This is a genomic window from Rhodanobacter soli (genome assembly GCF_040548735.1).
Classification (GTDB): Bacteria; Pseudomonadota; Gammaproteobacteria; order Xanthomonadales; family Rhodanobacteraceae; genus Rhodanobacter; species Rhodanobacter soli_A.
The window spans coordinates 1,637,198-1,660,848 of the sequence record NZ_JBEPSD010000001.1 but is presented as its reverse complement, the minus strand read 5'-3'; the positions used below and the strand labels follow the sequence as shown (position 1 = coordinate 1,660,848).

Below are 23,651 nucleotides of genomic sequence, written 5' to 3'. Positions count from 1 at the left end.
GCGGGCAGCCGTCGTCGTCGGGTGAGCCTAGCCGCCCATTGCGCCGGCGGAAGGACGTGAATCTGGCCGTCTGCGGGCAGCGTAGCCGGTACAATGTCGCGCTGCGCCGGATGGCGCGCCTCACACGGAGCAGCGCAATGAAGGTCCTCGTCATCGGCGGCGGCGGTCGCGAACACGCGCTGGCGTGGAAGCTCAGGCAATCCTCGCAGGTCGACGAAGTGATCGTGGCGCCCGGCAACGCCGGCACTGCGCGCGAGCCGGGCGTGCGCAACGCCGACGTCGCGATGAATGATCTCGATGGCCTGCTGCAGCTGGCGAAGCGCGAAAAAATCGGGCTGACCGTGGTTGGCCCCGAGGTGCCGCTGGTGGCCGGCGTGGTCGACAAGTTCCGCGCCGCCGGCCTGCGCATCTTCGGGCCGCGCGCGATCGCCGCGCAGCTGGAAGGCTCCAAGGCGTTCGCCAAGGATTTCCTGCAGCGGCACAACATTCCCACCGCGCACTATGCGGTGTTCACCGAACTGAATCCGGCGCTGGCGTACGTGCGCAAGCATGGCGCGCCGATCGTGATCAAGGCCGACGGCCTCGCCGCCGGCAAGGGCGTGGTGGTGGCGCTGACCCTGGCCGATGCGGAACTGGCGCTGCACGACATGCTCGGCGCGCACGCGTTCGGCGAGGCCTCGGCGCGGGTGGTGATCGAGGAATTCCTCGACGGCGAGGAAGCCAGCTACATCGTGATCAGCGACGGCAGCCACGCGCTGCCGATGGCTTCCAGCCAGGACCACAAGCGCCGCGACGAGGGCGACCTCGGCCCGAACACCGGCGGCATGGGCGCGTATTCGCCGGCGCCGGTGGTCACGCCGGAAGTCGAGCAGCGCATCCTGAAGGAAGTGATCGAGCCGACCCTGCACGGCATGGCGGCCGAGGGCGCGCCGTTCATCGGCTTCCTCTACGCCGGCCTGATGATCGACAAGTCGGGTGTGCCGAAGGTGATCGAGTTTAACGTGCGCTTCGGCGATCCGGAAACGCAGCCGATCATGCTGCGCCTGAAGTCGGATCTGGTCGAGTTGATCGACGCCGCGCTGGACGGCCGGCTGGAGCAGGCCCGGGCGCGCTGGGATGCGCGCCCGGCGATCGGTGTGGTGATGGCGGCTGGCGGTTATCCGGGCCGGGTGCGCTTGGGCGACGTGATCGACGGCCTCGACGCGCCAGCGGGTGCCGACGTGAAGGTGTTTCATGCCGGCACCCGACTCGACGCGGCGGACCGCGTGGTCACCGCCGGGGGCCGCGTGCTGACCGTCTGCGCCCTGGGTGACGACATCGCGGCGGCGCGCGAAAGTGCCTATGCCGCAGTCGCCCGGATCCGTTACGACGGCGCGTTCTGCCGCCGTGACATCGCGCACCGGGCCCTGCGGCGCCCTTGATGTGGCCGCTGTTCCGGGCAGCGTACGCCGGCGCATGGTAGGCCATTGGATGGCTTGACTTTTCCGTGCCGCCTTTTTTGGGCTATGCTTGGAACTTCCCCCGCGTAGAGTCGTGGCGCAGAGCGCCTGAACGACCTCGTGCTTGTTTTCACGTTGATGAGGTTTTCCCATGCGCAAGACGGTTTTGTCGCTGATGTCGGTCGCGGCACTGGCACTGGCGGGTTGCAACAACGCTTCCCATCCGTCGCAGCAGACGGACTCCACTGCGCCCGCCGCCGCGAACACGGCCGCTGCCGCTCCCCAGATCCCGAACCAGGTAAGCGGCACGATCTCGCTGCGCGCCGGCACGCCCGCGCCGTCGGCGAACGCCACCCTGGTGCTGAACCTGGTCGACGTGTCGTCCACGGCCGTGGGCTCCGCCCCGCTGGCCAGCAAGACGGCGCCGGCTGGCTCGTTCCCGCAGTCGTTCACGCTGACCTTCAATCCGGCCGAGGTGAAGCCGAACGACCTGTACGTGATCCAGGCGAATCTGACCGACGGCGACCGCAAGTATTCGATGCCGATCCAGGCGCCGGTGCTGGCCAAGGGCAGCAAGAACGATGGCGTGGCGATCGAACTGGTGGCGGAGCAGACCCCCAGCGAGAAGGTCCTGGCCGATTTCGACGAGGCCAAGGCGCAGATCGGCGGCATGAAGATCAGCCACGGCACCAAGCTGGAGGCCAACGATTCGCGTGGCTGGCAGCTGTTCCGCCAGGCCGGTGAAGTGAAGTTCATCCGCGAGGAAGTCGACTACGGCGACAAGGGCTATACCAGCACCGATTACGCCTACAAGAACGGCAAGCCGTGGGCGATCGTGCAGGAGACCAAGGCGAACCGCGACGGCAAGCCGAGTGCGGTCGACCGTGCCGGCTGGAGCGATGACGGCACGCTGGTGCTGAAGCAGCACCAGGTCGGCAGCGACGTGCAGGCGCTCGATCCCGCTGCGGCGGCGACGATGAAGAAGCAGGCCATGGCCATCCTCAGCATGGCGACCGGCGGCAAGAACAAGTAAGTCGCCATAGCGTCCGCGTCTTCCCGCGTCCGGCGGGAGGTCCACAAAAAAGCCGTCCGCATCAGCGGACGGCTTTTTTTACGGCTCGGCCCGGGGGCCGAGCCACGGGCTTGCCGGATCAGAGGGTGATCCGTACACCCATATTGACGCTGTTGTACTTCTGGCTGTTGTCGCTGAAGCGACCGCTATAGCCGATCCAGCTTTGCACGCTCGGGGTGAGCTGGGCGGACAGGCCCAATGAAGCGGTGCCCCAGCTCTTGTCCGGACTGAAGCCGGGCAGGGCGAACGTGCCGTTCATGCTGGTGAGGCCTGCGCTGACCATGCGTTGATCGGCCTTGCTGTCATGGTTCCAGCCCAGCTCGACATACGGCGACATCAGCAGGTTGTTGACCTGCCACTGGCCGCGCAGGCGCCAGCCCAGCGTGGACAGCAGGGAGTCGCGCTGCTGCCGGCCGAACCACATCGCGCTGCTGTCGCCGCCGTTCTCGCTGTAGCCGCTGATCTTCACGGTCTGCCAGTCGAGGGTGGCGAAGGGCCCGGTCTGCAGCTTGTCGGCGAGATCAAACCACCATCCGCCGGTGAGCCCGCCGCCCAGATGCGAGCCGTCGGCCTTGCCGGTTTCGGTACGCTGCATGGTGCCGATGCTCATGCGGCGTTCGATGTCCTTGAAGTTGGATTGACCGAAGTTGACGTAGCCGCCCACGTAGCCGCCACCGTTGCGGTAGCCGAGATAGCCCAGGCCGCTGATGTCCTGCAGCTTGTAGCCGCCGCCACCGGAAAAATCGGCGTTGTGCTGGCCGATGCCGAGAGCCACGCCCGCCGTGACATGCTCGCCGGCAAAGAGGTTCGCGCCCAGCGTGAAGTTGAAATTGTCGCTGGTGGTGCGTGGGGAACTGTCACTGGCGTCGAAGCGTTGCTGGCCGTAATCAATATTGACGAAGGCGCGGGTATCGCCATCCTTGCCCTCGGTCAGCATCTGGTCGCGGATCACGCGGTTCTGCACGGTGCTGGCCGCCAGCGGCGCTTCGCCAAGCAGCGAAATCTGTTCCGGCGCGTGGATCACCGACAGCACGTACTGGCTGAGCATCGCGTGGGCGGCGGTGGTCGGGTGCACGCCGTCGGCGAACAGGTAGGTCTGGTCGGTGCCCGACGCATAGGTGTACGGCAAGCCCGAGCCCTGCGGGCCGCATTGCACCGAGCTGGAGCCGGCGCCGCAGGCCGGGGCGGTGACGTTGCTGAAGCCGTAGGCGGACGGGTTGGCGATCACCTCGTTGAGCAGGGCGTAGGTGTTCACCGGGATGATGTTCAGGCCATTGTTGCTGAGCTGGCCGAGGCCGCTGCTGAGCACGCCGTTGTAGAGCACGGCGAGCTGGCTGGCGCCGGCCTGGGCGGCCGCACCGCCGGCGGCAGCCGAAGGGGTCTTGCCGAGGTCGGGGAGGTTGTACACCACCACGTAGCGGGCACCGGCCGCCTGCAGGCCACCGAGCAGGCCGAGTTCGGTCTGCGCCGCGTTGACGGCACCGGCGGCGATCGCGTTCGGATCGGTCAGTGCGCTGCTCAGGTAGAAGATGTCGTTCGCGCCGCCCCAGACCTGGTACAGGGCATGGGAATCGGCCTTGCCGCCGTTCGCGCCCAGGTACATCTGCAGCTGTTGCGGAATGGTCGGTACGGCAGCCACGTTGTTGACGAAACCCGCGCCGCCCCAGGCGAAGTCGGTACCGCCGGCAACCGACGGGGCCAGCGTGAAGCCGAGGCCAGCCGCCACGTTCTCCGCCGCGGTGGTGCCGGGATTGGTGGTGAAACGCAGCGGCGGCTGGATGCCGGGCGCGGTGGCCAGCGAGATGTTGCCGCCGTCGCTGAGACTGTCGCCGAAAACAATGACGTTGCTGAAATCGGTGGCTGCAGCGGCCGTGCTGAACAGCAAAGTGGTGGCGATGGCGCCTGCCAGGTGGCGGATACGAAGCATGCTGACACTCCTGGACCGGGATGGCCCTGTTAGCTGGATGTTACGTTACGGCATTCCATACGGAACCGCATGCTGCAGTGCACCGCCGCCGCATGCGAGGCTGCACGGGCGTTCAGCGCTTGATCGCGCGCGTCAGTGCATCGGCGAACGCGCTGTTGGCCGGAGTGGGCGCGGGCTTCGGGGCAGTGCCACCCGGACGCGGGCCGCGGGTATCGCGCTGGCCGCCGCGAACATCGCCGCCGCCACCCGGGCGGCCGGCGCGCGCCTGGCCCGGTTCGTCGTCCAGGCGCATGCTGAGGCCGATGCGCTGGCGCGGCAGGTCCACTTCCATCACCTTGACCTTGACGATGTCGCCGGCCTTCACCGCGTCGCGCGGATCCTTGACGAAGGTGTGCGACAGCGCCGAGACGTGCACCAGGCCGTCCTGGTGCACGCCGATGTCGACGAACGCGCCGAACGCGGCCACGTTGGTGACGCGGCCTTCCAGGATCATGCCGGGCTTGAGGTCCTTCACGTCCTCGACGCCTTCGGCGAAGCTCGGGGCGACAAACTCCGGACGCGGGTCGCGACCGGGCTTTTCCAGTTCCTTCAGGATGTCGCGCACGGTCGGCACGCCGAACTTTTCATCGGTGAACTGCTCGGGCTTGAGGCCGCGCAGGAAGCCGCTGTCGCCGATGATGTTGCGCACCTCGCGGCCGCATTGCGCGATGATCCGTTCGACCACCGGGTACGCTTCCGGATGCACCGCGCTGGCATCCAGCGGATTGTCGCCGCCGGACACGCGCAGGAAGCCGGCGCACTGCTCGAACGCCTTGTCGCCGAGGCGCGGCACCTTCAGCAGCGCCTTGCGGTTCGGGAACGGACCGTTCGCGTCGCGGTGCTTCACCACGTTCTCGGCCACCGACGCCGACAGCCCGGCCACGCGCGACAGCAGCGCGGCGGAAGCGGTGTTCACGTCCACGCCGACGGCGTTGACGCAGTCCTCGACCCGCGCGTCCAGCGCGCGCGCCAGCTTGATCTGGTTGACGTCGTGCTGGTACTGGCCCACGCCGATCGCCTTCGGCTCGATCTTCACCAGTTCGGCCAGCGGGTCCTGCAGGCGGCGCGCGATCGAGACGGCGCCGCGCAGGCTCACGTCGAGTTCCGGGAATTCCTTCGCGGCGAGTTCGGAGGCGGAATACACCGAGGCGCCGGCCTCGCTCACCACGATCTTCGACAACTTCGCGTCGGCCAGCTTCTTGATCAGCTCGCCGGCCAGTTTGTCCGTCTCGCGCGAGCCGGTGCCGTTGCCGATCGCGATCAGATCCACGCCATGTTGCTTGCACAGCTTCGCCAGCGACACCAGCGATTCGTTCCACTGCCGGCGCGGCTCCAGCGGGTAGATCGTGTCGGTGGCCAGCAGCTTGCCGGTGGCGTCGACCACCGCGACCTTGCAGCCGGTGCGGATGCCCGGGTCCAGCCCCATCACCGTCTTCGCGCCGGCAGGGGCGGCCAGCATCAGATCCTTCAGGTTGTCGCCGAACACGCGGATCGCCTCGTCCTCGGCGCCTTCGCGCACGCGGCCGAACAGGTCCAGGGTGAGGTGCAGGTGCAGCTTCACGCGCCAGGTCAGGCGCACCGTCTCGCGCAGCCACGCATCGGCGGCGCGGCCGCGGTTGTGGATGTCCGCGTGGGCGGCGACGCGGCCTTCGCCCTCGGCGTGGCCCTGCTCGCTGTCGGCGGCGGGGGCGAGCTCGAGTTCGATCACGCCCTCGTTGCGCGCGCGCATCAGCGCCAGCAGGCGGTGCGAGGGGATCTTCGCGATCGGCTCGACGTGGTCGAAGTAGTCGCGGAACTTCGCGCCTTCGTTCTCCTTGCCCTCGACCACCTTGGCGCGGATCTGTCCCTGCGACCACAGCCAGTCGCGCAGCTCGCCGACCAGGTGGGCATCCTCGGCGATCGACTCCATCAGGATTGCGCGCGCGCCGTCCAGCGCGGCACGCACGTCGGCGATGCCCTTGTCCGCGTCGACGAACGCTTCGGCGAACGTCTCCGGCGACAGCGTGGGATCCTCGCGCAGGCCCAGCGCCAACGGCTCCAGTCCGGCCTCGCGCGCGATCTGCGCCTTGGTGCGGCGCTTCGGCTTGAACGGCAGGTACAAGTCCTCCAGCCGTGCCTTGGTGTCGGCGGCGAGCAGGTCGGCCTTCAACGCATCGCCGAGCTTGCCCTGTTCCTCGACGCTGGCGAGGATCGCCGTGCGGCGTTCTTCCAGTTCGCGCAGGTAGCGCAGGCGTTCTTCCAGCAGGCGCAACTGGGTGTCGTCGAGGCCGCCGGTGACTTCCTTGCGGTAGCGCGCGATGAACGGCACGGTGGCGCCGCCGTCCAGCAGGTCGACGGCCGCCTGCACCTGTTCGGTTCTGGCGGCGATGTCGTTGGCGATGCGTTGTTCGATGCTGAGCATGAGCGGCTTTCAATTCCTTGCGACGGCGCGTGGCGCCGGGTGAAGAGGGTCAAGCTGTCGATGATAACAAGTGGCTGCGGGCGCGCCGTCGCGCAAACGAGAACGGCGCCGCGGATCGACCGCGGCGCCGTGGCGAGGTTGCTGGATCAGGCGCTGAACGAGTTGCGGTTGCCGGACGATGCCTGCGTCGGCTTGAACTCGCTGGCGCGGCCGTTCAGTACCAGGGTGTCGCAGATCATGTCGTGCAGGCCCTGCTTGCGCTGGGTCCAGGCGACCATGAGGAAACCGATGCCCAGAATGATGGCGCTGAGGATCTTGGCGAAGTAGCGGCCCAGCGCGCGTGGGAAGCTGATCCGTTTGCCCTGCAGGTCGGTGACCCGGATGCCCAGCGCCAGCTTGCCCAGCGTGCCTTGCCAGGCCGAACTTTCGCACAGGGCGAAGTACAGCACGCCCATCACCAGGATGAGCAGCATCGCCGGCCACATCGTGGAGTAGTAATGCATGTTGGCTGCCATCATGGCATCGGGGTTGCCCACCGCATCCAGGCTGGCCTGCTTCAGCGCCGCCTTGGCGGCATCGCCGCCGAACGCCTTCTCGATCAGCATCTGCGGGATGTACAGGATGATCCCGTCGAGGATGTAGGCAGCCACGCGCTTCCAGAAGCCGGCATGATCCTCCAGCGCCGCGGCGGTGGTCTGCGGCAGCAAGGGGGCGGTGGGTGCAGCGTAGGGGTTGCTGGCGGCGGGTGGCGGCGCGGGCGGCGTGTCGGGAAACAGTACCGACAACGGTTGCCAATCGGCGAGGCCCTCGTACCAGGCCAGATCCTGCGGGCTTACCTGGCCGCTGCGCAGCCACTGGCGCACGTCGTCTTCCTGGTAGGGGCCATGCCGTTCGCCGTCGCGGCCGATCCAGATCTCCATGCTTGCGCTCCCGTCTTGGTCAAGGTGCGCATGATGCCATGAGCGGGTTGCCGCGCGGACAGCTCAGGCGGCGTCGCGGCGCTTCAGGTGCACCAGCAACAGCGAGATCGCCGCGGGGGTGATGCCGCTGACGCGCGCGGCCTGGCCGACCGTGGCCGGCAGCGAACGCTTCAGTTTCAGCAGTACTTCGGCCGACAGCCCGCGCACCTTGTCGTAGTCGAAGCCGGCGGGAATCGCCAGGTGCTCGTGGCGGCGCTGGCGTTCGATTTCCTCGCGCTGGCGCTCGAGGTAGCCGGCGTATTTCACCTGCACCTCGACCTGCGCGGCGACGTCGGCGCGCTGCACCGGCGGCCCCAGTTCGGGAACGGCGGCGAGCGTGGCGTAATCGAGTTCGGGCCGGCGCAGCAGGTCGATGGCGCTGGTCTCGCGACTGACCGCGATGCCGAGCTGGCGCTCGACCGCCGCGCCGCGCGCGTTCGCCGGGGTCACCCACAGTGCGCCCAAACGCTGCAGCTCGCGCTCCACGGCCTCGCGCTTGGCACGCAGGGCGTCGAAGCGCGCTTGCGGTACCACGCCGAGTTCGAAACCCTTCTCGGTGAGGCGCAGGTCGGCATTGTCCTCGCGTAGGTGCAGCCGGTATTCGGCGCGTGAGGTGAACATGCGGTACGGCTCGATCGTGCCGTTGCTGGTGAGGTCGTCGATCAGCACGCCGATGTACGCCTCGTCGCGGCGCGGATACCACGGTGCCTTGCCCTGCACCGCGAGCGCGGCGTTGAGGCCGGCGATCAGGCCCTGCGCGGCGGCTTCCTCGTAGCCGGTGGTGCCGTTGATCTGGCCGGCGAAGTACAGGCCGGGGATCGCCTTGGTCTCCAGCCACGGGTGGAGTCCGCGCGGATCGAAGTAGTCGTACTCGATCGCGTAGCCGGGGCGGGTGATGTGGGCGTGTTCAAAGCCCTTGATCGAATGCACCAGGGCCAGCTGCACGTCGTACGGCAGCGAGGTGGAGATACCGTTCGGATAGATCTCGAACGTGTCCAGCCCTTCCGGCTCGATGAAGATCTGGTGCGACGACTTCTCGGCGAAGCGCACCACCTTGTCCTCGATCGACGGACAGTAGCGCGGGCCGACGCCCTCGATCTGGCCGGTGTACAACGGCGAACGATCCAGCGCGCCGCGAATGATCTCGTGCGTCTGCTCGCTGGTGTGGGTGATCCAGCAGCTGACCTGGCGCGGGTGCTCGTCGCGCGAACCGAGGTAGGAGAACACCGGCGCCGGCGCGTCGCCGGGCTGCTCTTCCAGGCCGCTGAAGTCGATGCTGCGCAGGTCGATGCGCGGCGGCGTTCCGGTCTTCAGGCGGTCGGCGGCGACCGGCAGCTCGCGCAGCTTCGTCGCTAGCGTGCTGGCCGGCGGATCGCCGGCACGGCCTCCGGCGTACTGCGCCTGACCGATGTGGATCTTGCCGGCGAGGAAGGTGCCGGCGGTGAGTACGACGGTCGTCGCGCCGAACGACAAGCCCATCTGGGTGACCACGCCGGTGACGCGGCCGTGCTCGATGATCAGGTCGTCCACCGCCTGCTGGAACAGCTCGAGGTTCGGCTGGGTTTCCACCGTGTGGCGGATCGCCGCCTTGTACAGCGCGCGGTCGGCCTGGCAGCGGGTGGCGCGCACGGCCGGCCCCTTCGATGCGTTCAGCGTGCGCCACTGGATGCCGGCGCGATCGGCGGCGTGCGCCATCGCCCCACCGAGCGCGTCGATTTCCTTGACCAGGTGGCCCTTGCCGATGCCACCGATGGCGGGATTGCAGCTCATCTGGCCGATCGTCTCGATGTTGTGGCTGAGCAGCAGCGTGCGCGCACCGGCGCGCGCGGCGGCCAGCGCGGCTTCGGTGCCGGCGTGGCCGCCGCCGATCACGATGACGTCGTAGTGGGTCGGATGGCGCATCGAACTGACCTGAGCGTGCAAAAAGTGACGAAACGGGGCGCCATGGTAACGCCATCAACGCCTTGCGAGCCGATCGGATCGGATGGCACGTTTCCTGCTTCCAAGAACCAGCACTTTCAGGGGCAGACGCTGCGCGACCACGCGCGCCGAGATCGGACGGACAGGGGTTCGATCGCGTACCAGGAAAGGAAGCAAGACGGCACCCTTCGGGGTGCCGTCGCCTTTTGTGCGCCAGGAAAGTCCGCCAAACCCCACAAAGACAAGGCCCCGCGGCTTGGTGGCCGCGGGGCCTTGTGCTGATAGATCTGGCGTCCGGCGGTCTCAGGAACAGGGGGAATCCAGGATGACCGTATTGCCGGACGCCAGAAACCGGAAACCATCTGGCGATGAGCAGCGGCTGCTGCCGTAAACGCAGGTCGATATTCACCGCAAATGCGTGAACATGGGGTGACTGAAAAGGGATTTTGTGCCCGATCGCGGCAGCAGATGACGTGCAGCGTCAGTCGTGTGATGAAAAGCGTGAATCAGCCGTGATTGGCATCACACATTGGCATGGCGGTTGCATCTCCTTCGTTACCGACCAGAGGAATACGCCATGGACATGAGCTTCGATTTCCAACCGGTTTATCCGCATCATGACCTGCTGGTCGAACTTGGCCAAGTCGAGATGGCCATCGACGGCTTGAGCGAGCGCGAAGACAGCGAGCGCGAGACGCTGCAGCCGAACCTGGAGTCGCGCATGCAGAGCCTGCTCGATGCACTCGATCATCTGGCCGTCTGAATGAAACATCCCGCCCGTGTGCGTGGCGATACCGCTACGCACACCAGGCGACTACGCGGAACAGGCTCAATGCCGCCGCGTTCGATCAGTGGTTCAGCACGCTGCCGATGATTTCGGCCAGGTTGCGGGAAAGCCCGCGATGCCCGGCCAGTTCCACGATCGCCGCACGCGCGGCCTCGCGCCGCTGCGGTTCCAGGCGCTGCCAGCCGTTGAATGCCGTGGCCAGGCGTGCCGCGACTTGCGGGTTCAACGCATCCAGCGCCACCAGCCGTTCGGCCAGCAGCCGGTAGCCGGCGCCGTCGAGGCGGTGGAAACCGCTGGGGTTGTTGCGCACGAAGGCGCCCAGTAGCGACTGCACCCGGTTCGGGTTCTTCAGCGTGAACGCGGCATCGTGCTCCAGTGCGCGCACGCGATCCAGCGCGGGTTCGCCCGGCAGCTGCGCCTGCACCGCGAACCACTTGTCCAGCGCCAGCGCGTTGTCGGCATGGCGTTCGCGATAGTCGTGCAGCGCCGCGCCAACTTGTGCGGCATCGTTTCGCACCAGTACGGCCAGCGCGGCGAGACGGTCGGTCATGCCGGGCGCGTCACGGTACTGTCCGGCCGCCAGTTCGCAGGCGCCGTCGTGGTCGAGCAGCGCCAGCAGCTCCAGCACGCGGCGCTTGAGCCGGCGACGTGCCTGGCTGATCGCATCGAGTTCGATCGTGGTATGCGCAACCAGCGCCGCGTAACGCTGGCGCAGGGCGAGGGCGCCCAGCCGCTCCGCCAGCCGCTGCTGCAGCGTCTGGCGCAGGCTGTGGATGCGCTGCGGATCGATCGCGCTTTCGCGCTCGGCCAGTTCGACCTCGCCCGGCGGCGTCAGCAGGTCGGCCAGCAGCGCGTCGTCGATGGCGGCGTTGTCGAACAGCTTGGCCAGCGCATCGCACCAGGCTTGCAGGGCGATGGCAGCGGTGCCGTCGCGCAAGTCCTCGTAGGCGCGCGCGGCGAGTTGCTGGCCGGCCTCCCAGCGGTTGAAGCCGTCGACGTCGTGGGCCAGCAGCAACGCCAGCTCGTCCGGCGTGTAGTCGCATTCCAGGATCACCGGCGCGGAAAACCCGCGCAGCAGCGAGGGTACCGGCGCAGTAGCGACATTGGTGAAAACGAAGTTCTGCTCGGCCTGGGCCAGCACCACCACGAGCTCGTTGCCCGTTTTGGACGTCTGGCCGTCCAGATGCAGCGGCAGCATGTCGCCGTGGGGTGTGAACAGCGCCAGCTTGACCGGGATCGGCAACGGTGGCCGGGCTTCCGTGCCGTGGTTGCCCGGCATGTGCTGGGCCAGGGTCAGGGTGTACTCGTGCCTGGCCGCATCGTAATGGCCGTGCGCCTTCAGCCGCGGCGTGCCGGCCTGGCCGTACCAGGCGAGGTAGGGCGTGAGGTCGGTACGGTTCGCCTCGCCCAGCGCGGCGAGGAAATCCTCGATCGTGGCGGCGCGGCCGTCGTTGCGCGCGAAGTAGCGGTCCATGCCGCGGCGGAAGCCATCCCGGCCCAGCGCGCCGGCCAGCATGCGCACCAGCTCGGCGCCTTTCTCGTAGACGGTGGCGGTGTAGAAATTGTTGATCTCGCTGTACTGCGCCGGGCGCACCGGATGCGCCAGCGGGCCGGCGTCCTCGGGGAACTGCGCGCGGCGCAGCAGGGCGACGTCCTCGATGCGCTTCAGCGGCGCCGAGTTCATGTCGGCCGAGAAGCTCTGCTCGCGGAACACGGTCAGCCCTTCCTTCAGCGACAGCTGGAACCAGTCGCGGCAGGTGACGCGGTTGCCGCTCCAGTTGTGGAAGTACTCGTGCGCCACCACCGCCTCGACGTGGCGGTACTCGTCGTCGGTGGTCGAGTCCGGTTCGGCCAGCAGGCACTTCGCGTTGAAGATGTTGAGGCCCTTGTTCTCCATCGCGCCCATGTTGAAGTCATGGGTGGCGACGACGTGGAACACATCCAGGTCGTAGTTGCAGCCGTAGGCCTGTTCGTCCCAGCGCATCGAACGTTCCAGCGCGTCCATCGCGTAGTGGCAACGGTCGATCGCGTCCGCCTCGGCCCAGATCTTCAGCTGCACGGCGCGGCCGTCGGCGGTGACGTAGTCGCGCTCGATCTTTTCCAGCCGTCCGGCGACCAGGGCGAACAAATAGCTCGGCTTCGGATGCGGGTCGATGAAGCGCGCCCAGTGCCGGCCGCCCTCCAGCTCGCCGGCGCCGTCCGGGTTGCCGCCGGCCAGCAGCACCGGAAAGCGCGCGCGGTCGGCGCGCAGGGTGACCGTGTAGCTGGACAGTACGTCGGGCCGGTCGGGGAAGAAGGTAATGTGGCGAAAACCCTCGGCCTCGCACTGGGTCAGCAGGAAGCCGGCCTCGCGCGAGCCGGACAGGTACAGGCCTTCCAGCGCGGTGTTCGCGGCCGGGCGCAGCCGCACGCGGGTTTCCAGCACGCTGCCGTCGCGGGCGCCGTCGACTTCCAGCACGTTGCCGGCGTAGCGGTACGCCGTGGCGGGCAGCTGCCGACCGTCCAGCCTGATCGACAGCAGCTGCAGGTTCTCGCCGTCCAGTCGCAGCGGCGCGTCCTGCGCGGGGTCGCGCCGCAGCAGCAGGCCAGCGGTCACTTCGCTGGCGTCGATGCCGAGGTCGAAATCCAGCTCGACGGTCTCCACCCGCCAGGCGGGCGCGCGGTAGTCGCTGAGGCGGATCGACGCTGAAGGCTGTTGAGGGAGTGCGTGCATGGGAGAACGACGACGGGGATGGGGACTGTTCAGGTTAACATGGGGTGTTTCAACGGCAGGAGAACCCCCGTGAGTGCGACGCGATATGCCGCCGGGCGCAGCCGCCTCGGCGGGCAGGACATCGTGGTGCTGGCCGATGCCGACGGCAGTCGGCGAATCCGCATCGCGCGGCATGGTGCGGCCCTGCTCGGCTTCGAGGTGGTTTTCGCCGGTGCCGCGCGCGACCTCGCCGATGGTTATCGCGACGCGGCCGAAGTGGCCGCGCGTCCCGGTTCGCGCTTCGCGATCATGGTGCCGTTCGCCGGGCGGATCGCCGATGCGCGTTACCGCTTCGACGGCCAGCCGCAGGACCTGCAGCCCGGCGTCGCCGGCGCCGCGCGCGCCAGCCGGCATGGTTTCGTGCGCGACGCGGATTTCGACATCGCCGCCTTGAGCGCCGACGACAGCAGCGCGCAAGTCACCCTGGCCACGTCCGCGATCCGTCCGCAGCCGGGTTATCCGCACGCGATCGACCTCGCCGTGACGTACACCCTGGATGCCGGCGGCCTCACCCTGGAAGCGCGCATGCGCAACGTCGGCGACAGCGCGGCGCCGTGCTTCTTCGGTTGGCATCCGTATTTCCGCGTGGCCGCGGGCGAGGTCGATGGCTGGCAGCTGCAGATTCCCGCGCAGACCCTGATCCGCACCGGCGCCGACCTGATCGCGCTGGCCGGGACGGAGGCGTACGTGGCACTGGACGATGCGCCGGCGCTGGATTTCCGCGAACCACGGCGGATCGGCGACAGCATCCTCGACCAGGGCTATACCGACCTGGAGGCGGACGCCGACGGCCGCATCCGCACCCGCCTGCGCGATCCGGCCAGCGGTTTCGGCATCGCGGTCTGGCAGGAATCCGGCGTGATGCACGCGTTCACCGCCGACACGGTGAGCCGCGATGCGCGCCGTGCGGTCGCGCTGGAGCCGATGGAATGCATGGCCGATGCGTTCAACCGGCCCGAGTGCGCCGAGGCGGTGCGCCTGGAGCCCGGTGCCGAACGCCGTTTCCGTTGTGGTGTGGAGATCGAATCGTGATGAATGCATTGCCCAGTTTCGAACAGGTCCGCGACGCCGCCGCGCGCATCGCGCCGCACGCGCGGGTGACCCCGGTGTTGCGCAGCGCGGCGCTGGATGCGCTGGCCGGTGCCGAGCTGCACTTCAAGGCGGAACACCTGCAGCGCGGCGGCGCGTTCAAGTTCCGTGGCGCCTGCAACGCGGTGTGGTCGCTCAGCGACGAGCAGGCCGCGCGCGGCGTGGTCACGCATTCCTCCGGCAACCACGGCAACGCGCTGGCGCTGGCCGCCGCCACGCGCGGCATCGCTGCGCACGTGGTGGTGCCGGAAGGCGCGGTGCGCGCCAAGCTCGAGGCGATCGAACGCGCCGGCGCGATCCTGCATCGCTGCGCGCCGACCCAGGCCGCGCGCGAGGCGATGTGCGCCGAGGTGCAGCGCGCCACCGGCGCGGAGCTGGTGCATCCGTATGCCGATACCCGGGTGATGGCCGGGCAGGGCACGCTGGTGCTGGAACTTCTGCAGCAGGCGCCCGGGCTGGATGCGCTGATCACGCCGGTCGGCGGCGGCGGCTTGGCCAGCGGCGTGGCGATCGCCGCGCATGCGATGAACCCGGCCTTGAGCCTGTTCGGTGCCGAGCCGCTGGGCGCCGACGACGCGGCGCAATCGCTGGCGCACGGCACGCGGGTCACCACGGTGGTGCCCGACACGGTCTGCGACGGCCTGCGCGCGCTGGTGGGCGAGCGCAACCTCGACGCGCTGCGCACGCACCACGTGGAAGTGATTACGGTCAGCGACGCTGAGACCATCGCCGCGATGCGGCTGCTGTGGACGGAGCTGAAGCAGGTGGTGGAAGTGTCCAGCGCCACCGTGCTGGCGGCGATCCTCAAGCAGCCGCAGCGCTTTGCCGGCCGGCGCGTCGGCGTGGTGCTCACCGGCGGCAACGTGGACCTGCAGGCCCTGCCCTGGTGAACCCGCGGGCGGATCAGCCCGGCGCGGATTCCGCCATGGCGTTGTCGCTGGCCGGCGCGTCGAGGGTGACGGCCGGCGCATGCCGCGCGAGGGTGTGCAGGTCGAGCTGGCCGACCGGGATCGGCGTGTAATCCGCGCCGAAGGCCACTTCTCCCGGCCGCCAGCCGGCGGGCTGGTGCACGGCGACCCAGAAACGTTTCAGTGCGGCCCAATGCAATCCGACCAGGCCGTGGTCGTTGTCGGCGTCGACGATCGGGTCGCCCACGCCGGTCGGTCGCGGCGGCTCGCCGTACAGCGCCGTGCCGAATAGCACGTCCCACACCGAGAGGACCTGGCCGTAGTTGCAGTTGTGCAGCGTCGGCCGCTCGGGATCGACCAGCATGTGGTGCAGGCGATGGAACTTCGGGGCGACGAAGATGCGGTCGAACACGCGGCCGAAGCCCAGCCGCACGTTCGTGTGCGAGAAGTTTTGCACCAGTTCGCCGATCAGCATCAGCCAGGCGAATTCGTCCGGGTCCACGCCGATCGCCAGGCCCACCGTGGCGAGGATCATCGACTGCAGAAAGCCGTCGACCAGGCTGCCGCGGTCGTTGGTCCAGCAACTCATCTGGCGCGTGCTGTGGTGCATGCTGTGCAGCGCCCACCACCACGGGATCGCGTGCTGGGTGCGGTGCATCCAGTAGTACACGAAGTCGTAGATCACGTAGTAGACGGCAAACAGCACGTAGGGATGCTGGTCGAGCCACGGCACCCAGTGCGTCAGCGCCAGCGCCGAACCGGTGCCGGTATCGACGGCATCGCCGCCACCGCCGAGCAGATGGCTGAACGGCATGAGCACCAGGTAGGTGAACAGCGGGAAGATGCCCAGCAGCATCAGCAGCGTGTAGTTGCGGTCGACCCGGGTCAGCCGGCGGTCGCTCCACCGCTCGGCGGGAAACCAGGTTTCCAGCGGACGGAAGACCAGCCCGATGATGCCCACCTGCAGCGTGGCGATCAGCAGCGAGGCGGCGATGTCGTCGGGGTTGCCGCTCAATCCGCCCAGGTGCAGCGCATCCAGCAGGGGCACGACGGCATGGCCGCTCAGCCAGCCGACCAGATGGGCCCACCACTGGGACAGGTCGAACATCGACGCCTCGGCGAATCCGTCAACGATTCATCATATCGCCGCCGCGAAAGCCGGATGCTGAATAGTTCAGCGTGCTCCCTGGTGGCGGCGTGCGCCGACGCCGCTGACCGCGAGCAATCCCAGCAGCACGAACACGATGCCGACCAGCTCCATCGCCGAGGGCTGCTCGTGCAGGATCAGCCAGGCCAGCAGCACGCTGACGATCGGCACGCCGAGGCTGGAGACGCTGGCGACGGTGGTGGACAGCCGCTGCAGCACGATCGACCACAGCCACCAGGCCAGGCTGGAGGCCAGCAGCACGCTGTAGGTCAGCCCGCCGATGAACGCCCAGTTCCACTCGATCGCGCGCTCCGGCACCGCCAGCGCGAGGAGGCCGAGCGCCATGCCGCCCAGCAGCATCTGCCACGCAGTGAGGTTGAGCACCGAGGGCGCATGCCGGTGGAACATGCGCTTGCTGAGCACGGTGCCGGCTGCCCAGGCGACGCCGCCGGCGATCGCCAGGGTGGTGCTCACGATGCTGCCCATGTCATGCCACGGCTCGATGATGCACAGCAATCCGACTGCGGCCAGCGCCAGCCCCAGCCAGTGCCGCGCGGTCGGGCGGTCGCCCAGCAGCAGCCACGCCAGCAGTACCGCCCAGAACGGCATGGTGTAGGCCAGCAGCGCGACGTGGCCGGCGCCGCCGTCGAGCAATGCCCATTGCTCCAGCCCCTGGAACGCGGCGGTCTGGCACAGGCCGATCAGCAGCGTGGGCAGCAACGGCGGCGGCCGCAGCGATTGCCGCGACAGCAGCAGCGCGGCGAACAGCACGGCGGCGCCGAGCAGGTAGCGCAACGCGGCGAAGTGGAACGGCCCGGCGTACGCCAGCACCTGTTTCATCACCACCCAGCTGTAGGCCCAGATCAGGATGGTGGCGAGCAGCGCGGACAACGCGCCGCGTGATGGCGAGGGCGACATGGGAAACCGGAGCGGGGTGGGGCGACAAGTCTAGCGGGGTCGGTTACGTTGTGCGGCACCGTACGACCATCCGCCGATCATGACCAAGACTGCCGAACCATCACGTTGCCATTGGGCCGCCAACGGCGACCCGCTGATGCGCGACTACCACGACACCGAGTGGGGCACGCCGCTGCACGACGACCGCGCGCTGTTCGAGTTCCTGTGTCTCGAGGGTGCCCAGGCCGGTCTGTCCTGGCGCACCGTGCTGGCCAAGCGCGACAACTACCGCAAGGCCTTCCACCACTTCGAGATCGCCCGCGTCGCCGCGATGACGGATCGCGAGCTGGAAAAGCTGCTGCTCGATCCCGGCATCATCCGCAACCGCCTGAAGGTCGCCTCCACCCGCGACAACGCCATTGCCGCACTCCGCGTTATCGAAGAGTTCGGCAGTCTAGACGGCTATCTATGGTCGTTCGTCGACGGCAAGCCGCTGCGCAACCGCTGGCGCAGCCAGGCCGACGTGCCGGCCAGCACGGAACTGTCCGACCGCATGAGCAAGGCGCTGAAGAAGCGCGGCTTCCGCTTCGTCGGCACCACCATCTGCTATTCGCTGCTGCAGGCGACTGGCATGGTCAACGATCACCTCGTCGGTTGTTTCCGGTACGGCGGGCAGCGCTAGGCAGACCGCGGAGCAAGAAGTTTCGATCTCTGCCGGATGCGGGCGGCGACGTGCCGCAAATGTCGAGCCGTTCACACAATCGAACGAAACCATGGTGGCCACTGTTCAGCGCGTGAAATGCATGCTGAACGGACGCGTCGTCATCGCTTGTGTGCCGTGCATGCGTAACGCAAAGATGCGCGCGGAGACGTCGCCGCATGTGAAGGGACACAGGGGCATGGAAGAAACACATCGCGTCGTCTCGCCAGGCATTCCGCCACCGTTGCATCCTTCGGAGCCGTCCCATGAAATCCCCTCATTTGAAATCCACGCTGATCTGCCTCGCGGTACTCGGCGCACTGTCCGTTGCACCGGTGATGGCGCAGACAGCCACGCCGCCGGATACGTCGGTCTCCACCCATAACGAATCGACCCGGCTGAGCACCGAGTTCGCCGACTTCGCCGGTTCGGACACCAATTCGCAGGCGCTCGTCACCGGGTTGCGCGACGGCACCGCGGTCACGCTCGACGACGTGACCACGAACGCCGATGGCACCACAACCACGACGAGCACCACGTTCACGCCTGCCACCGGCCAAATGGGCTACGGCAACGTGAAGATCGCGCTGTCGCTGGCCGAGGCGACCCTCGCCAAGAGCGGTATCACCGACCCGACGGCAGCCGAGATGGCTGCCGCGCTGAACGGCGGTACGCTGGTGCTGGCTGACGGCATCAGCATCGATCTGAACGGCGTGCTGGCCCAGCGCGCCGCTGGCGAGGGCTGGGGACAGATCGCCAAGGCCGACGGTTTCAAGCTGGGCGACGTGATGCGTTCGCCGAAGGCGGTCGGCAGTGCCGCCGCGAACGGAAACACGCACGCGCATGTGGAAAAGGTCGAGTTGGCCAAGGTGCATGGCGTCGATCGTCCGAGCAAGCCCGAGCATGTGGCCAAGGTCGACCGCCCTGAACGCCCGAGCCGGCCGGATCGTCCCGAGCGTCCCGAACGCCCCGACCATCCCGACCATGCGGGCCGCCCGGGCGGCTGAGTCCGGTTTCATCAACACGCGATAGTCCCTGCAGGCCCGGTGTGATGCCGGGCCTGCTGCCATCCTCTTTTCAGCAAGGAACCTTTCATGCGTAACCCACAACACTGGATGATCGTCGGCGGACTGCTGCTGATCGGTGCGCCGGTGGCCCATGCCGCCACGACGGACAGCGGCCGCTTCAGCCTTTCGGCGGGCGCCGATTACAGCAGCGGCAAGTACGGCACCGACACCACCACTGACATCTGGTCGGTACCGGTGGCGGCGGCATACCAGACCGATCGCTGGACGTTCAAGCTCACCGTGCCGTACATCAACATCAGCGGTGCGGGCAACGTGATTCCCGGCGTGGGCAAGGTGAACAACGGCAACCCGAAGGGGCGCGGTCGCGGCAACGGCGGCGGCACGACTCCCGCGCCAGGCACCGCCGCCAGCGGTTCGGCCTCGGGCCTGGGCGACATCACGGCGTCGGCCGGCTACGAGTTGTTCGGCAGCGCCGACCGCACGTTTGGGCTGGATCTTACCGGCAAGGTGAAATTCGGCACCGCCGACGAGAACAAGGGCCTGGGTACCGGCAAGAACGACTATGGCCTTTCGCTGGATACCTACAAGGTCAGCGGCGACTGGACCGCGTTCGGCGGCGTGGGCTGGATGAAGTACGGCAGCTCGCAGTACATCCAGCTGAAGAACGGCTTCAACGCGAACATCGGCGCCGACTACAAGCTTGGCGCCAGCGACAACATCGGCGCCTACTACTACTACCGCGAGCGGATCGCCGATACCGGCGCCTCGCAGAGCGAACTCACCGGTTACTGGAACCACAAGTTCAACGACAGCCTGCGCGTGCAGGCCTATGCCCTCGCCGGCTTCGCCGACGGCAGTCCGGACTACGGCGCGGGTGCGTCGCTGAAGTACAGCTTCTGATCGACCGGGCTCCGTGCGCGACATCGCACGGAGCCCTCATGCCGGTGTGCGCTATTTGCGTCGCGAGCCGCGCAGGCTGTCGATCGAGAAGCTGGCGATTTCGCCGCCGGGGACGCGGCGTGGTTGGCCCACGGGCGGGCCCCAGGCGTGCGCACTGACCACTTCCCAGCTGGCTGGGATGCGGCCGTCCACGCGCATGGCTTCGTAGGCGGCCAGCATGCGCCGGTAGCGGCTCTTGCCGGTGAGGCCGCGCGCGCGCGCGCGGTCGGCGTTGGTGGCGCCGAGGCCTTGCAGTTCTTCCAGCAGCTTGCGCGGCTCGCTGTAGGTGAGGGTGTAGCGGAATACGTCCAGCACCGGGTCGCGCAGGCCGGCGTTGAGCATGGCGTCGCCGACGTCGTGCATGTCGAGGAAGCGGCCCACGTGCGGCTGCTGGTCGGCCTCGGCCCAGGCCGCGCGCAGTTCCTTCAGGGTGTCCGGGCCGAAGCTGGAGAACGCCATGAAACCGCCGGGCTTCAGCACGCGCATGCATTCGCCGAACAGCGCGGGCAGGTCGTCGACCCACTGGAAGCACAGGTTGGAATGCAGCACGTCGACGCTGTGGTCGGCCAGCGGCAGGTGGGTGGCTTCGGCGCACACGCGCATGAACGGCTTCAGCCAGCTGTTGTGCTGCTTCGCCGCGCGCAGCATCGGCAGCGCCAGGTCGAGTGCGATCACCTCGGCCTTGGGATAACGCTGCTTCAGCAATGCGGTGCCGCGACCAGTGCCGGCGCCGACGTCGACCACGCGCTGCGGCGCCTCCAGGTAGAAATCCAGGCGATCGAGCAGGGCGGCCTGCACCTCGCGTTGCAGCGCGTCGTGCTGTTCGTAGCTGGTGGCGGCACGGCCGAAGTGGCGACGTACCTGTTTGGGGTCGAGTTGGAAGTCGCTCATCGCGCCTGCTCAAGAGGAAGGGGCGCCAGCAGCGGTTGCAGCGCCTGGGCGACTGCATCGGCGTGGCCGAAGAACGGTGCGTGGCCGGCTTGCTGGATCTCGGTATAGCTGCCGCCGCACTGGCTGGCCGACCATTGCATCGCCTGCGGCGGCACCAGCCGGTCGCGGCGGCCGCTGATCCAGGCGCTGGGCACGGCGAGGTCGGGCAGGCCGGCGCGGCGATCGCTGGTTTCCAGGATGCGGATGCCTTCTTGCAGCACGCGCAGGTCGGGTTCGCCGCGGGCGAACACCAGCTCGCGCAGGTGGCGCAGTTCGCCGCGCGGGTCGGTGCTGCCCATCGCCTCCAGCGCCAGGAAGCGCTCGATGGTGGCGTGGTAGTCGGTTTCCAGGTCGCTGGCCAGCTGATGCACCAGCGGGCCGTCGGCGCCGTGCGGCCAGCCCGCGTCGCGCACGAACTTCGGCGTGGCGCACAGCATCGCCAGCCCGCGCACCTGCCGCGGCAGCTCCAGCGCGGCGGTCAGCGCGATGGTGCCGCCCAGCGACCAGCCCAGCCAGAACGCCGGCGGCGTGACCCTGGCGATCGCCGCGGCGCAGGCGCGCGGTTCCAGCGGCAGCCCGCAGTCGCGCGACCGGCCGTGGCCGGGCAGGTCGACCACGTACATTGTGCATTGGTCTTCCAGCGCCTCGACCAGCGGCACCAGCACGCCGCCGTGCATGGCCCAGCCGTGCAGCAGCACCAGCGGCAGCGGGCCGCGGCCGCGCTGGTCGACGTACAGGCTCATGCGCCGGCGTCCTGCGCGGGCAGCAGCCGTTTGTCCACGGCGCCGCGCCCGTCGAACACGAAGCAGTCGCCCTGCCAGTGCGCGCCGCCGGTCTGTTCGAGGTACTTCAGGATGCCGCCGTCGAGTTGGTAGACGTGCTCCATGCCGAGGTCCTGCATGTGCAGCGCGGCCTTCTCGCAGCGGATGCCGCCGGTGCAGTACGAGACGATGGTCTTGTCCCGGTAGCGCGCGCGGTCCGCGGCGATCGCAGCGGGGAAGCCGGTGAAGCTGGCGAGGCGGTAGTCGATCGCCTGCGGGAACTTGCCGAGGTCGGTCTCGTAGTCGTTGCGCGTATCCAGCAGCAGCACCTCGCGGCCGTCGTCGTCGTGGCCCCGGTCCAGCCAGCGCTGCAGGGTGGGCGCATCCACCGCCGGTGCGCGGCCGCCTTCGGGGCGGATGGTGGACAGGCGCATGGTGATGATCTCGCGCTTCAGGCGTACGCGCAGGCGGCCGAACGGCACGCTGTCCGACGACGATTCCTTCGGCGCGACGTCGGCGAAGCGCGGATCGTCGTGCAGCGTGGCCATGAAGCCGTCGATCTGCCCGCGGCTGCCGGCCAGGAACAGGTTGATGCCTTCCGGCGCCAGCAGGATCGTGCCCTTCAGTGCCAGCGCTTCGCAGCGCGCGAGCAGCCGCTCGCGCAGCGCGGGCAGGTCGTCCAGGCTGATGAACTTGTAGGCGGAGATGTTGACGATCGACATGCGGGGGAATCGGCAGAGCAGGCGGCGATTATACGTGGTCGCCCGGGAGCGCCTGCCGCGCCGGCGGCAGATGCAGTGTTTCCAGTGCGCCCAGCAACCGGTCGATGTGGGCTTCCTCGTGCGCCGCCGACAGGGTGATGCGCAGCCGCGCCTGGCCGGCGGGCACGGTCGGCGGACGGATCGCGGTCACCAGCAGGCCTTGCCGTTCCAGTGCCTGCGCCGCAGTCAGCGCAGCCTCGGAGCTGCCCAGCAGCAGTGGTTGGATCGCGCTGGCCGATGCCGCCAGCGGCAGGCCGAGTCCGGCGGCGCCGTGGCGGAAGCGGGCGATCAGCGCGGCGAGCTTTTCGCGCCGCCATCCTTCGGACTGCGCCAGTTGCACCGCTTCGAGCGCGGCGGCGGCCAGCGCCGGCGGCATCGCGGTGGTGTAGATGTACGGGCGTGCGAACTGCACCAGGCCGTCGATCAGCGCGGCCGGGCCGGCGATGAAGGCCCCGCTGCAGCCGAGCGCCTTGCCCAGCGTGGCCATCAGCAGCGGCACCTCGTGCTGGCCCAGGTTCGCGGCGTCGAGGCTGCCGGCGCCGTGCTCGCCGAATACGCCGAGGCCGTGGGCGTCGTCGACCATCAGGGTGGCGCGTTCGCGTGCGCACAGCAGCGCCAGCTCGCGCAGCGGCGCGACGTCGCCGTCCATGCTGAACACGCCGTCGGTGGCCAGCAGGGCGGCCGCGTCGGGATTCGACGCCAGTTGGCGCGCCGCCGCCGCCACGTCGGCGTGCGGATAGCGCTTCAGTTCGGCGCCGCTGAGCTTCGCGCCATCGAGCAGGCAGGCGTGGTTGAGCTTGTCCTGCACGCAGACGTCGCCGCGTGCCAGCAGCGCCTGCAGCACGCCGAGGTTGGCCATGTAGCCGGTGGAGAACAGCAACGCGCGCTCACGCCCGGTCCAGGCGGCCAGCGCTTCCTCCAGCTCCGCGTGCGCGGTGCGGTGGCCGCAGATCAGGTGCGCCGAGGTGCTGCCAACGCCTTCCTCGCGCGCCGCGCGGGTGAGTGCGCCGATCAGTTGCGGGTGCTGCGCCAGGCCGAGGTAGTCGTTGCTGCAGAACGACAGCAGGCGCCGGCTGCCGCTTTCCAGCCATGGGCCGTCGGCGTGGTCGATCGTGCGCAGCCGGCGCCGCAGCTTGGCGTGCTCGCGTTCGGCGGTGTAGGTGGCGAGACGTTGCAGTAGGTCGGGGCGGGGCAT

The 23,651-nt window shown here is 68.5% G+C and carries 19 protein-coding genes; 8 read left to right on the top strand and 11 right to left on the bottom strand.

The genetic code is table 11. The features are described from left to right. Nucleotides 1-137: 137 nt before the first annotated feature. Nucleotides 138-1,421 (top strand): phosphoribosylamine--glycine ligase, encoded by a 1,284-nt coding sequence (purD, locus tag ABIE04_RS07610; protein WP_354548257.1) that lies wholly within the window; start codon nt 138-140, stop codon nt 1,419-1,421. A 169-nt stretch (nt 1,422-1,590) separates the two neighbouring features. Beyond that, nucleotides 1,591-2,472 carry a YbaY family lipoprotein gene (locus ABIE04_RS07605; RefSeq protein ID WP_354548255.1) on the top strand — a complete coding sequence of 294 codons (882 nt, stop codon included), beginning with the start codon at nt 1,591-1,593 and terminating at the stop codon, nt 2,470-2,472. Between the two features lie 118 nt (nt 2,473-2,590). On the opposite strand, the gene ABIE04_RS07600 is transcribed toward ABIE04_RS07605, so the two are convergent. From ABIE04_RS07600 to mnmG, 4 genes are all read right to left on the bottom strand, one after another. Continuing rightward, nucleotides 2,591-4,438, bottom strand: a complete 1,848-nt coding sequence (locus ABIE04_RS07600; RefSeq protein WP_354548253.1) for an autotransporter domain-containing protein — start codon at nt 4,436-4,438, stop codon at nt 2,591-2,593. A 112-nt stretch (nt 4,439-4,550) separates the two neighbouring features. Next, nucleotides 4,551-6,878, bottom strand: a complete 2,328-nt coding sequence (locus ABIE04_RS07595; protein WP_354548251.1) for a Tex family protein — start codon at nt 6,876-6,878, stop codon at nt 4,551-4,553. A gap of 146 nt (nt 6,879-7,024) precedes the next feature. Then, nucleotides 7,025-7,798: an RDD family protein gene (locus ABIE04_RS07590; RefSeq protein ID WP_354548249.1), complete on the bottom strand. Its 774-nt coding sequence runs from the start codon at nt 7,796-7,798 to the stop codon at nt 7,025-7,027. Between the two features lie 63 nt (nt 7,799-7,861). Continuing rightward, the gene (gene mnmG / locus ABIE04_RS07585) at nt 7,862-9,739 is read right to left on the bottom strand and encodes a tRNA uridine-5-carboxymethylaminomethyl(34) synthesis enzyme MnmG (RefSeq protein ID WP_354548247.1); all 1,878 of its coding nucleotides are present in this window, start codon (nt 9,737-9,739) and stop codon (nt 7,862-7,864) included. 595 nt (nt 9,740-10,334) lie between these two features. On the opposite strand from mnmG, the gene ABIE04_RS07580 reads away from it, so the two are divergent. Beyond that, on the top strand, nt 10,335-10,520 hold the full coding sequence (locus tag ABIE04_RS07580; RefSeq protein WP_354548245.1) for a hypothetical protein: 186 nt from the start codon (nt 10,335-10,337) through the stop codon (nt 10,518-10,520). Nucleotides 10,521-10,605: 85 nt separating this feature from the next. Here the strand turns inward: ABIE04_RS07580 and pepN are convergent, their stop codons facing one another. Beyond that, on the bottom strand, nt 10,606-13,257 hold the full coding sequence (gene pepN, locus ABIE04_RS07575; protein ID WP_354548243.1) for an aminopeptidase N: 2,652 nt from the start codon (nt 13,255-13,257) through the stop codon (nt 10,606-10,608). A 69-nt stretch (nt 13,258-13,326) separates the two neighbouring features. On the opposite strand from pepN, the gene ABIE04_RS07570 reads away from it, so the two are divergent. Further along, the gene (locus tag ABIE04_RS07570) at nt 13,327-14,328 is read left to right on the top strand and encodes an aldose 1-epimerase (RefSeq protein WP_354548240.1); all 1,002 of its coding nucleotides are present in this window, start codon (nt 13,327-13,329) and stop codon (nt 14,326-14,328) included. Next, nucleotides 14,328-15,275, top strand: a complete 948-nt coding sequence (locus tag ABIE04_RS07565) for a pyridoxal-phosphate dependent enzyme (RefSeq protein ID WP_354548236.1) — start codon at nt 14,328-14,330, stop codon at nt 15,273-15,275. The genes ABIE04_RS07570 and ABIE04_RS07565 overlap by 1 nt, the downstream gene beginning before the upstream one ends. 13 nt (nt 15,276-15,288) lie before the next feature. Here the strand turns inward: ABIE04_RS07565 and ABIE04_RS07560 are convergent, their stop codons facing one another. Then, nucleotides 15,289-16,401, bottom strand: a complete 1,113-nt coding sequence (locus tag ABIE04_RS07560; protein ID WP_354548234.1) for a sterol desaturase family protein — start codon at nt 16,399-16,401, stop codon at nt 15,289-15,291. Nucleotides 16,402-16,467: 66 nt separating this feature from the next. Beyond that, entirely contained in the window at nt 16,468-17,358 is an 891-nt protein-coding gene (locus ABIE04_RS07555) for a DMT family transporter (protein WP_354548228.1), read from the bottom strand. Nucleotides 17,359-17,437: 79 nt separating this feature from the next. Here ABIE04_RS07555 and ABIE04_RS07550 point away from each other — a divergent pair, with 79 nt between their 5' ends. The 3 genes from ABIE04_RS07550 to ABIE04_RS07540 all read left to right on the top strand — a co-directional run bounded on the left by ABIE04_RS07550 (nt 17,438) and on the right by ABIE04_RS07540 (nt 19,965). Further along, complete coding sequence (locus tag ABIE04_RS07550) at nt 17,438-18,019, top strand: DNA-3-methyladenine glycosylase I (protein ID WP_354548223.1); 582 nt, start codon at nt 17,438-17,440, stop codon at nt 18,017-18,019. A 284-nt stretch (nt 18,020-18,303) separates the two neighbouring features. Beyond that, on the top strand, nt 18,304-19,044 hold the full coding sequence (locus ABIE04_RS07545; RefSeq protein WP_354548220.1) for a hypothetical protein: 741 nt from the start codon (nt 18,304-18,306) through the stop codon (nt 19,042-19,044). Nucleotides 19,045-19,131: 87 nt separating this feature from the next. Continuing rightward, the gene (locus tag ABIE04_RS07540) at nt 19,132-19,965 is read left to right on the top strand and encodes a transporter (protein ID WP_354548215.1); all 834 of its coding nucleotides are present in this window, start codon (nt 19,132-19,134) and stop codon (nt 19,963-19,965) included. A 51-nt stretch (nt 19,966-20,016) separates the two neighbouring features. On the opposite strand, the gene bioC is transcribed toward ABIE04_RS07540, so the two are convergent. Genes bioC through bioF form a run of 4 tightly spaced genes read right to left on the bottom strand, consistent with a single transcriptional unit; the run spans nt 20,017 to nt 23,651 of the window. After that, nucleotides 20,017-20,895: a malonyl-ACP O-methyltransferase BioC gene (gene bioC, locus ABIE04_RS07535; RefSeq protein ID WP_354548211.1), complete on the bottom strand. Its 879-nt coding sequence runs from the start codon at nt 20,893-20,895 to the stop codon at nt 20,017-20,019. Beyond that, nucleotides 20,892-21,677 carry a pimeloyl-ACP methyl ester esterase BioH gene (gene bioH / locus ABIE04_RS07530; RefSeq protein WP_354548207.1) on the bottom strand — a complete coding sequence of 262 codons (786 nt, stop codon included), beginning with the start codon at nt 21,675-21,677 and terminating at the stop codon, nt 20,892-20,894. Before bioH ends, bioC begins: the two co-directional genes overlap by 4 nt. Next, complete coding sequence (locus tag ABIE04_RS07525) at nt 21,674-22,417, bottom strand: sulfurtransferase (RefSeq protein WP_354548204.1); 744 nt, start codon at nt 22,415-22,417, stop codon at nt 21,674-21,676. Before ABIE04_RS07525 ends, bioH begins: the two co-directional genes overlap by 4 nt. A 28-nt stretch (nt 22,418-22,445) precedes the next feature. Continuing rightward, nucleotides 22,446-23,651, bottom strand: coding sequence for an 8-amino-7-oxononanoate synthase (bioF, locus tag ABIE04_RS07520; protein WP_354548201.1), 1,206 nt, complete (start codon nt 23,649-23,651; stop codon nt 22,446-22,448).

Excerpts from the sequence above, each read along its gene's own strand:
- purD (WP_354548257.1), top strand. The coding sequence starts at position 138 with ATGAAGGTCCTCGTCATCGGCGGCGGCGGTCGCGAACACGCGCTGGCG.
- ABIE04_RS07605 (WP_354548255.1), top strand. The coding sequence starts at position 1,591 with ATGCGCAAGACGGTTTTGTCGCTGATGTCGGTCGCGGCACTGGCACTG.
- ABIE04_RS07600 (WP_354548253.1), bottom strand. The coding sequence starts at position 4,438 with ATGCTTCGTATCCGCCACCTGGCAGGCGCCATCGCCACCACTTTGCTG.
- ABIE04_RS07595 (WP_354548251.1), bottom strand. The coding sequence starts at position 6,878 with ATGCTCAGCATCGAACAACGCATCGCCAACGACATCGCCGCCAGAACC.
- ABIE04_RS07590 (WP_354548249.1), bottom strand. The coding sequence starts at position 7,798 with ATGGAGATCTGGATCGGCCGCGACGGCGAACGGCATGGCCCCTACCAG.
- mnmG (WP_354548247.1), bottom strand. The coding sequence starts at position 9,739 with ATGCGCCATCCGACCCACTACGACGTCATCGTGATCGGCGGCGGCCAC.
- ABIE04_RS07580 (WP_354548245.1), top strand. The coding sequence starts at position 10,335 with ATGGACATGAGCTTCGATTTCCAACCGGTTTATCCGCATCATGACCTG.
- pepN (WP_354548243.1), bottom strand. The coding sequence starts at position 13,257 with ATGCACGCACTCCCTCAACAGCCTTCAGCGTCGATCCGCCTCAGCGAC.
- ABIE04_RS07565 (WP_354548236.1), top strand. The coding sequence starts at position 14,328 with ATGAATGCATTGCCCAGTTTCGAACAGGTCCGCGACGCCGCCGCGCGC.
- ABIE04_RS07560 (WP_354548234.1), bottom strand. The coding sequence starts at position 16,401 with ATGTTCGACCTGTCCCAGTGGTGGGCCCATCTGGTCGGCTGGCTGAGC.
- ABIE04_RS07555 (WP_354548228.1), bottom strand. The coding sequence starts at position 17,358 with ATGTCGCCCTCGCCATCACGCGGCGCGTTGTCCGCGCTGCTCGCCACC.
- ABIE04_RS07550 (WP_354548223.1), top strand. The coding sequence starts at position 17,438 with ATGACCAAGACTGCCGAACCATCACGTTGCCATTGGGCCGCCAACGGC.
- ABIE04_RS07545 (WP_354548220.1), top strand. The coding sequence starts at position 18,304 with ATGAAATCCCCTCATTTGAAATCCACGCTGATCTGCCTCGCGGTACTC.
- ABIE04_RS07540 (WP_354548215.1), top strand. The coding sequence starts at position 19,132 with ATGCGTAACCCACAACACTGGATGATCGTCGGCGGACTGCTGCTGATC.
- bioC (WP_354548211.1), bottom strand. The coding sequence starts at position 20,895 with ATGAGCGACTTCCAACTCGACCCCAAACAGGTACGTCGCCACTTCGGC.
- bioH (WP_354548207.1), bottom strand. The coding sequence starts at position 21,677 with ATGAGCCTGTACGTCGACCAGCGCGGCCGCGGCCCGCTGCCGCTGGTG.
- ABIE04_RS07525 (WP_354548204.1), bottom strand. The coding sequence starts at position 22,417 with ATGTCGATCGTCAACATCTCCGCCTACAAGTTCATCAGCCTGGACGAC.
- bioF (WP_354548201.1), bottom strand. The coding sequence starts at position 23,651 with ATGCCCCGCCCCGACCTACTGCAACGTCTCGCCACCTACACCGCCGAA.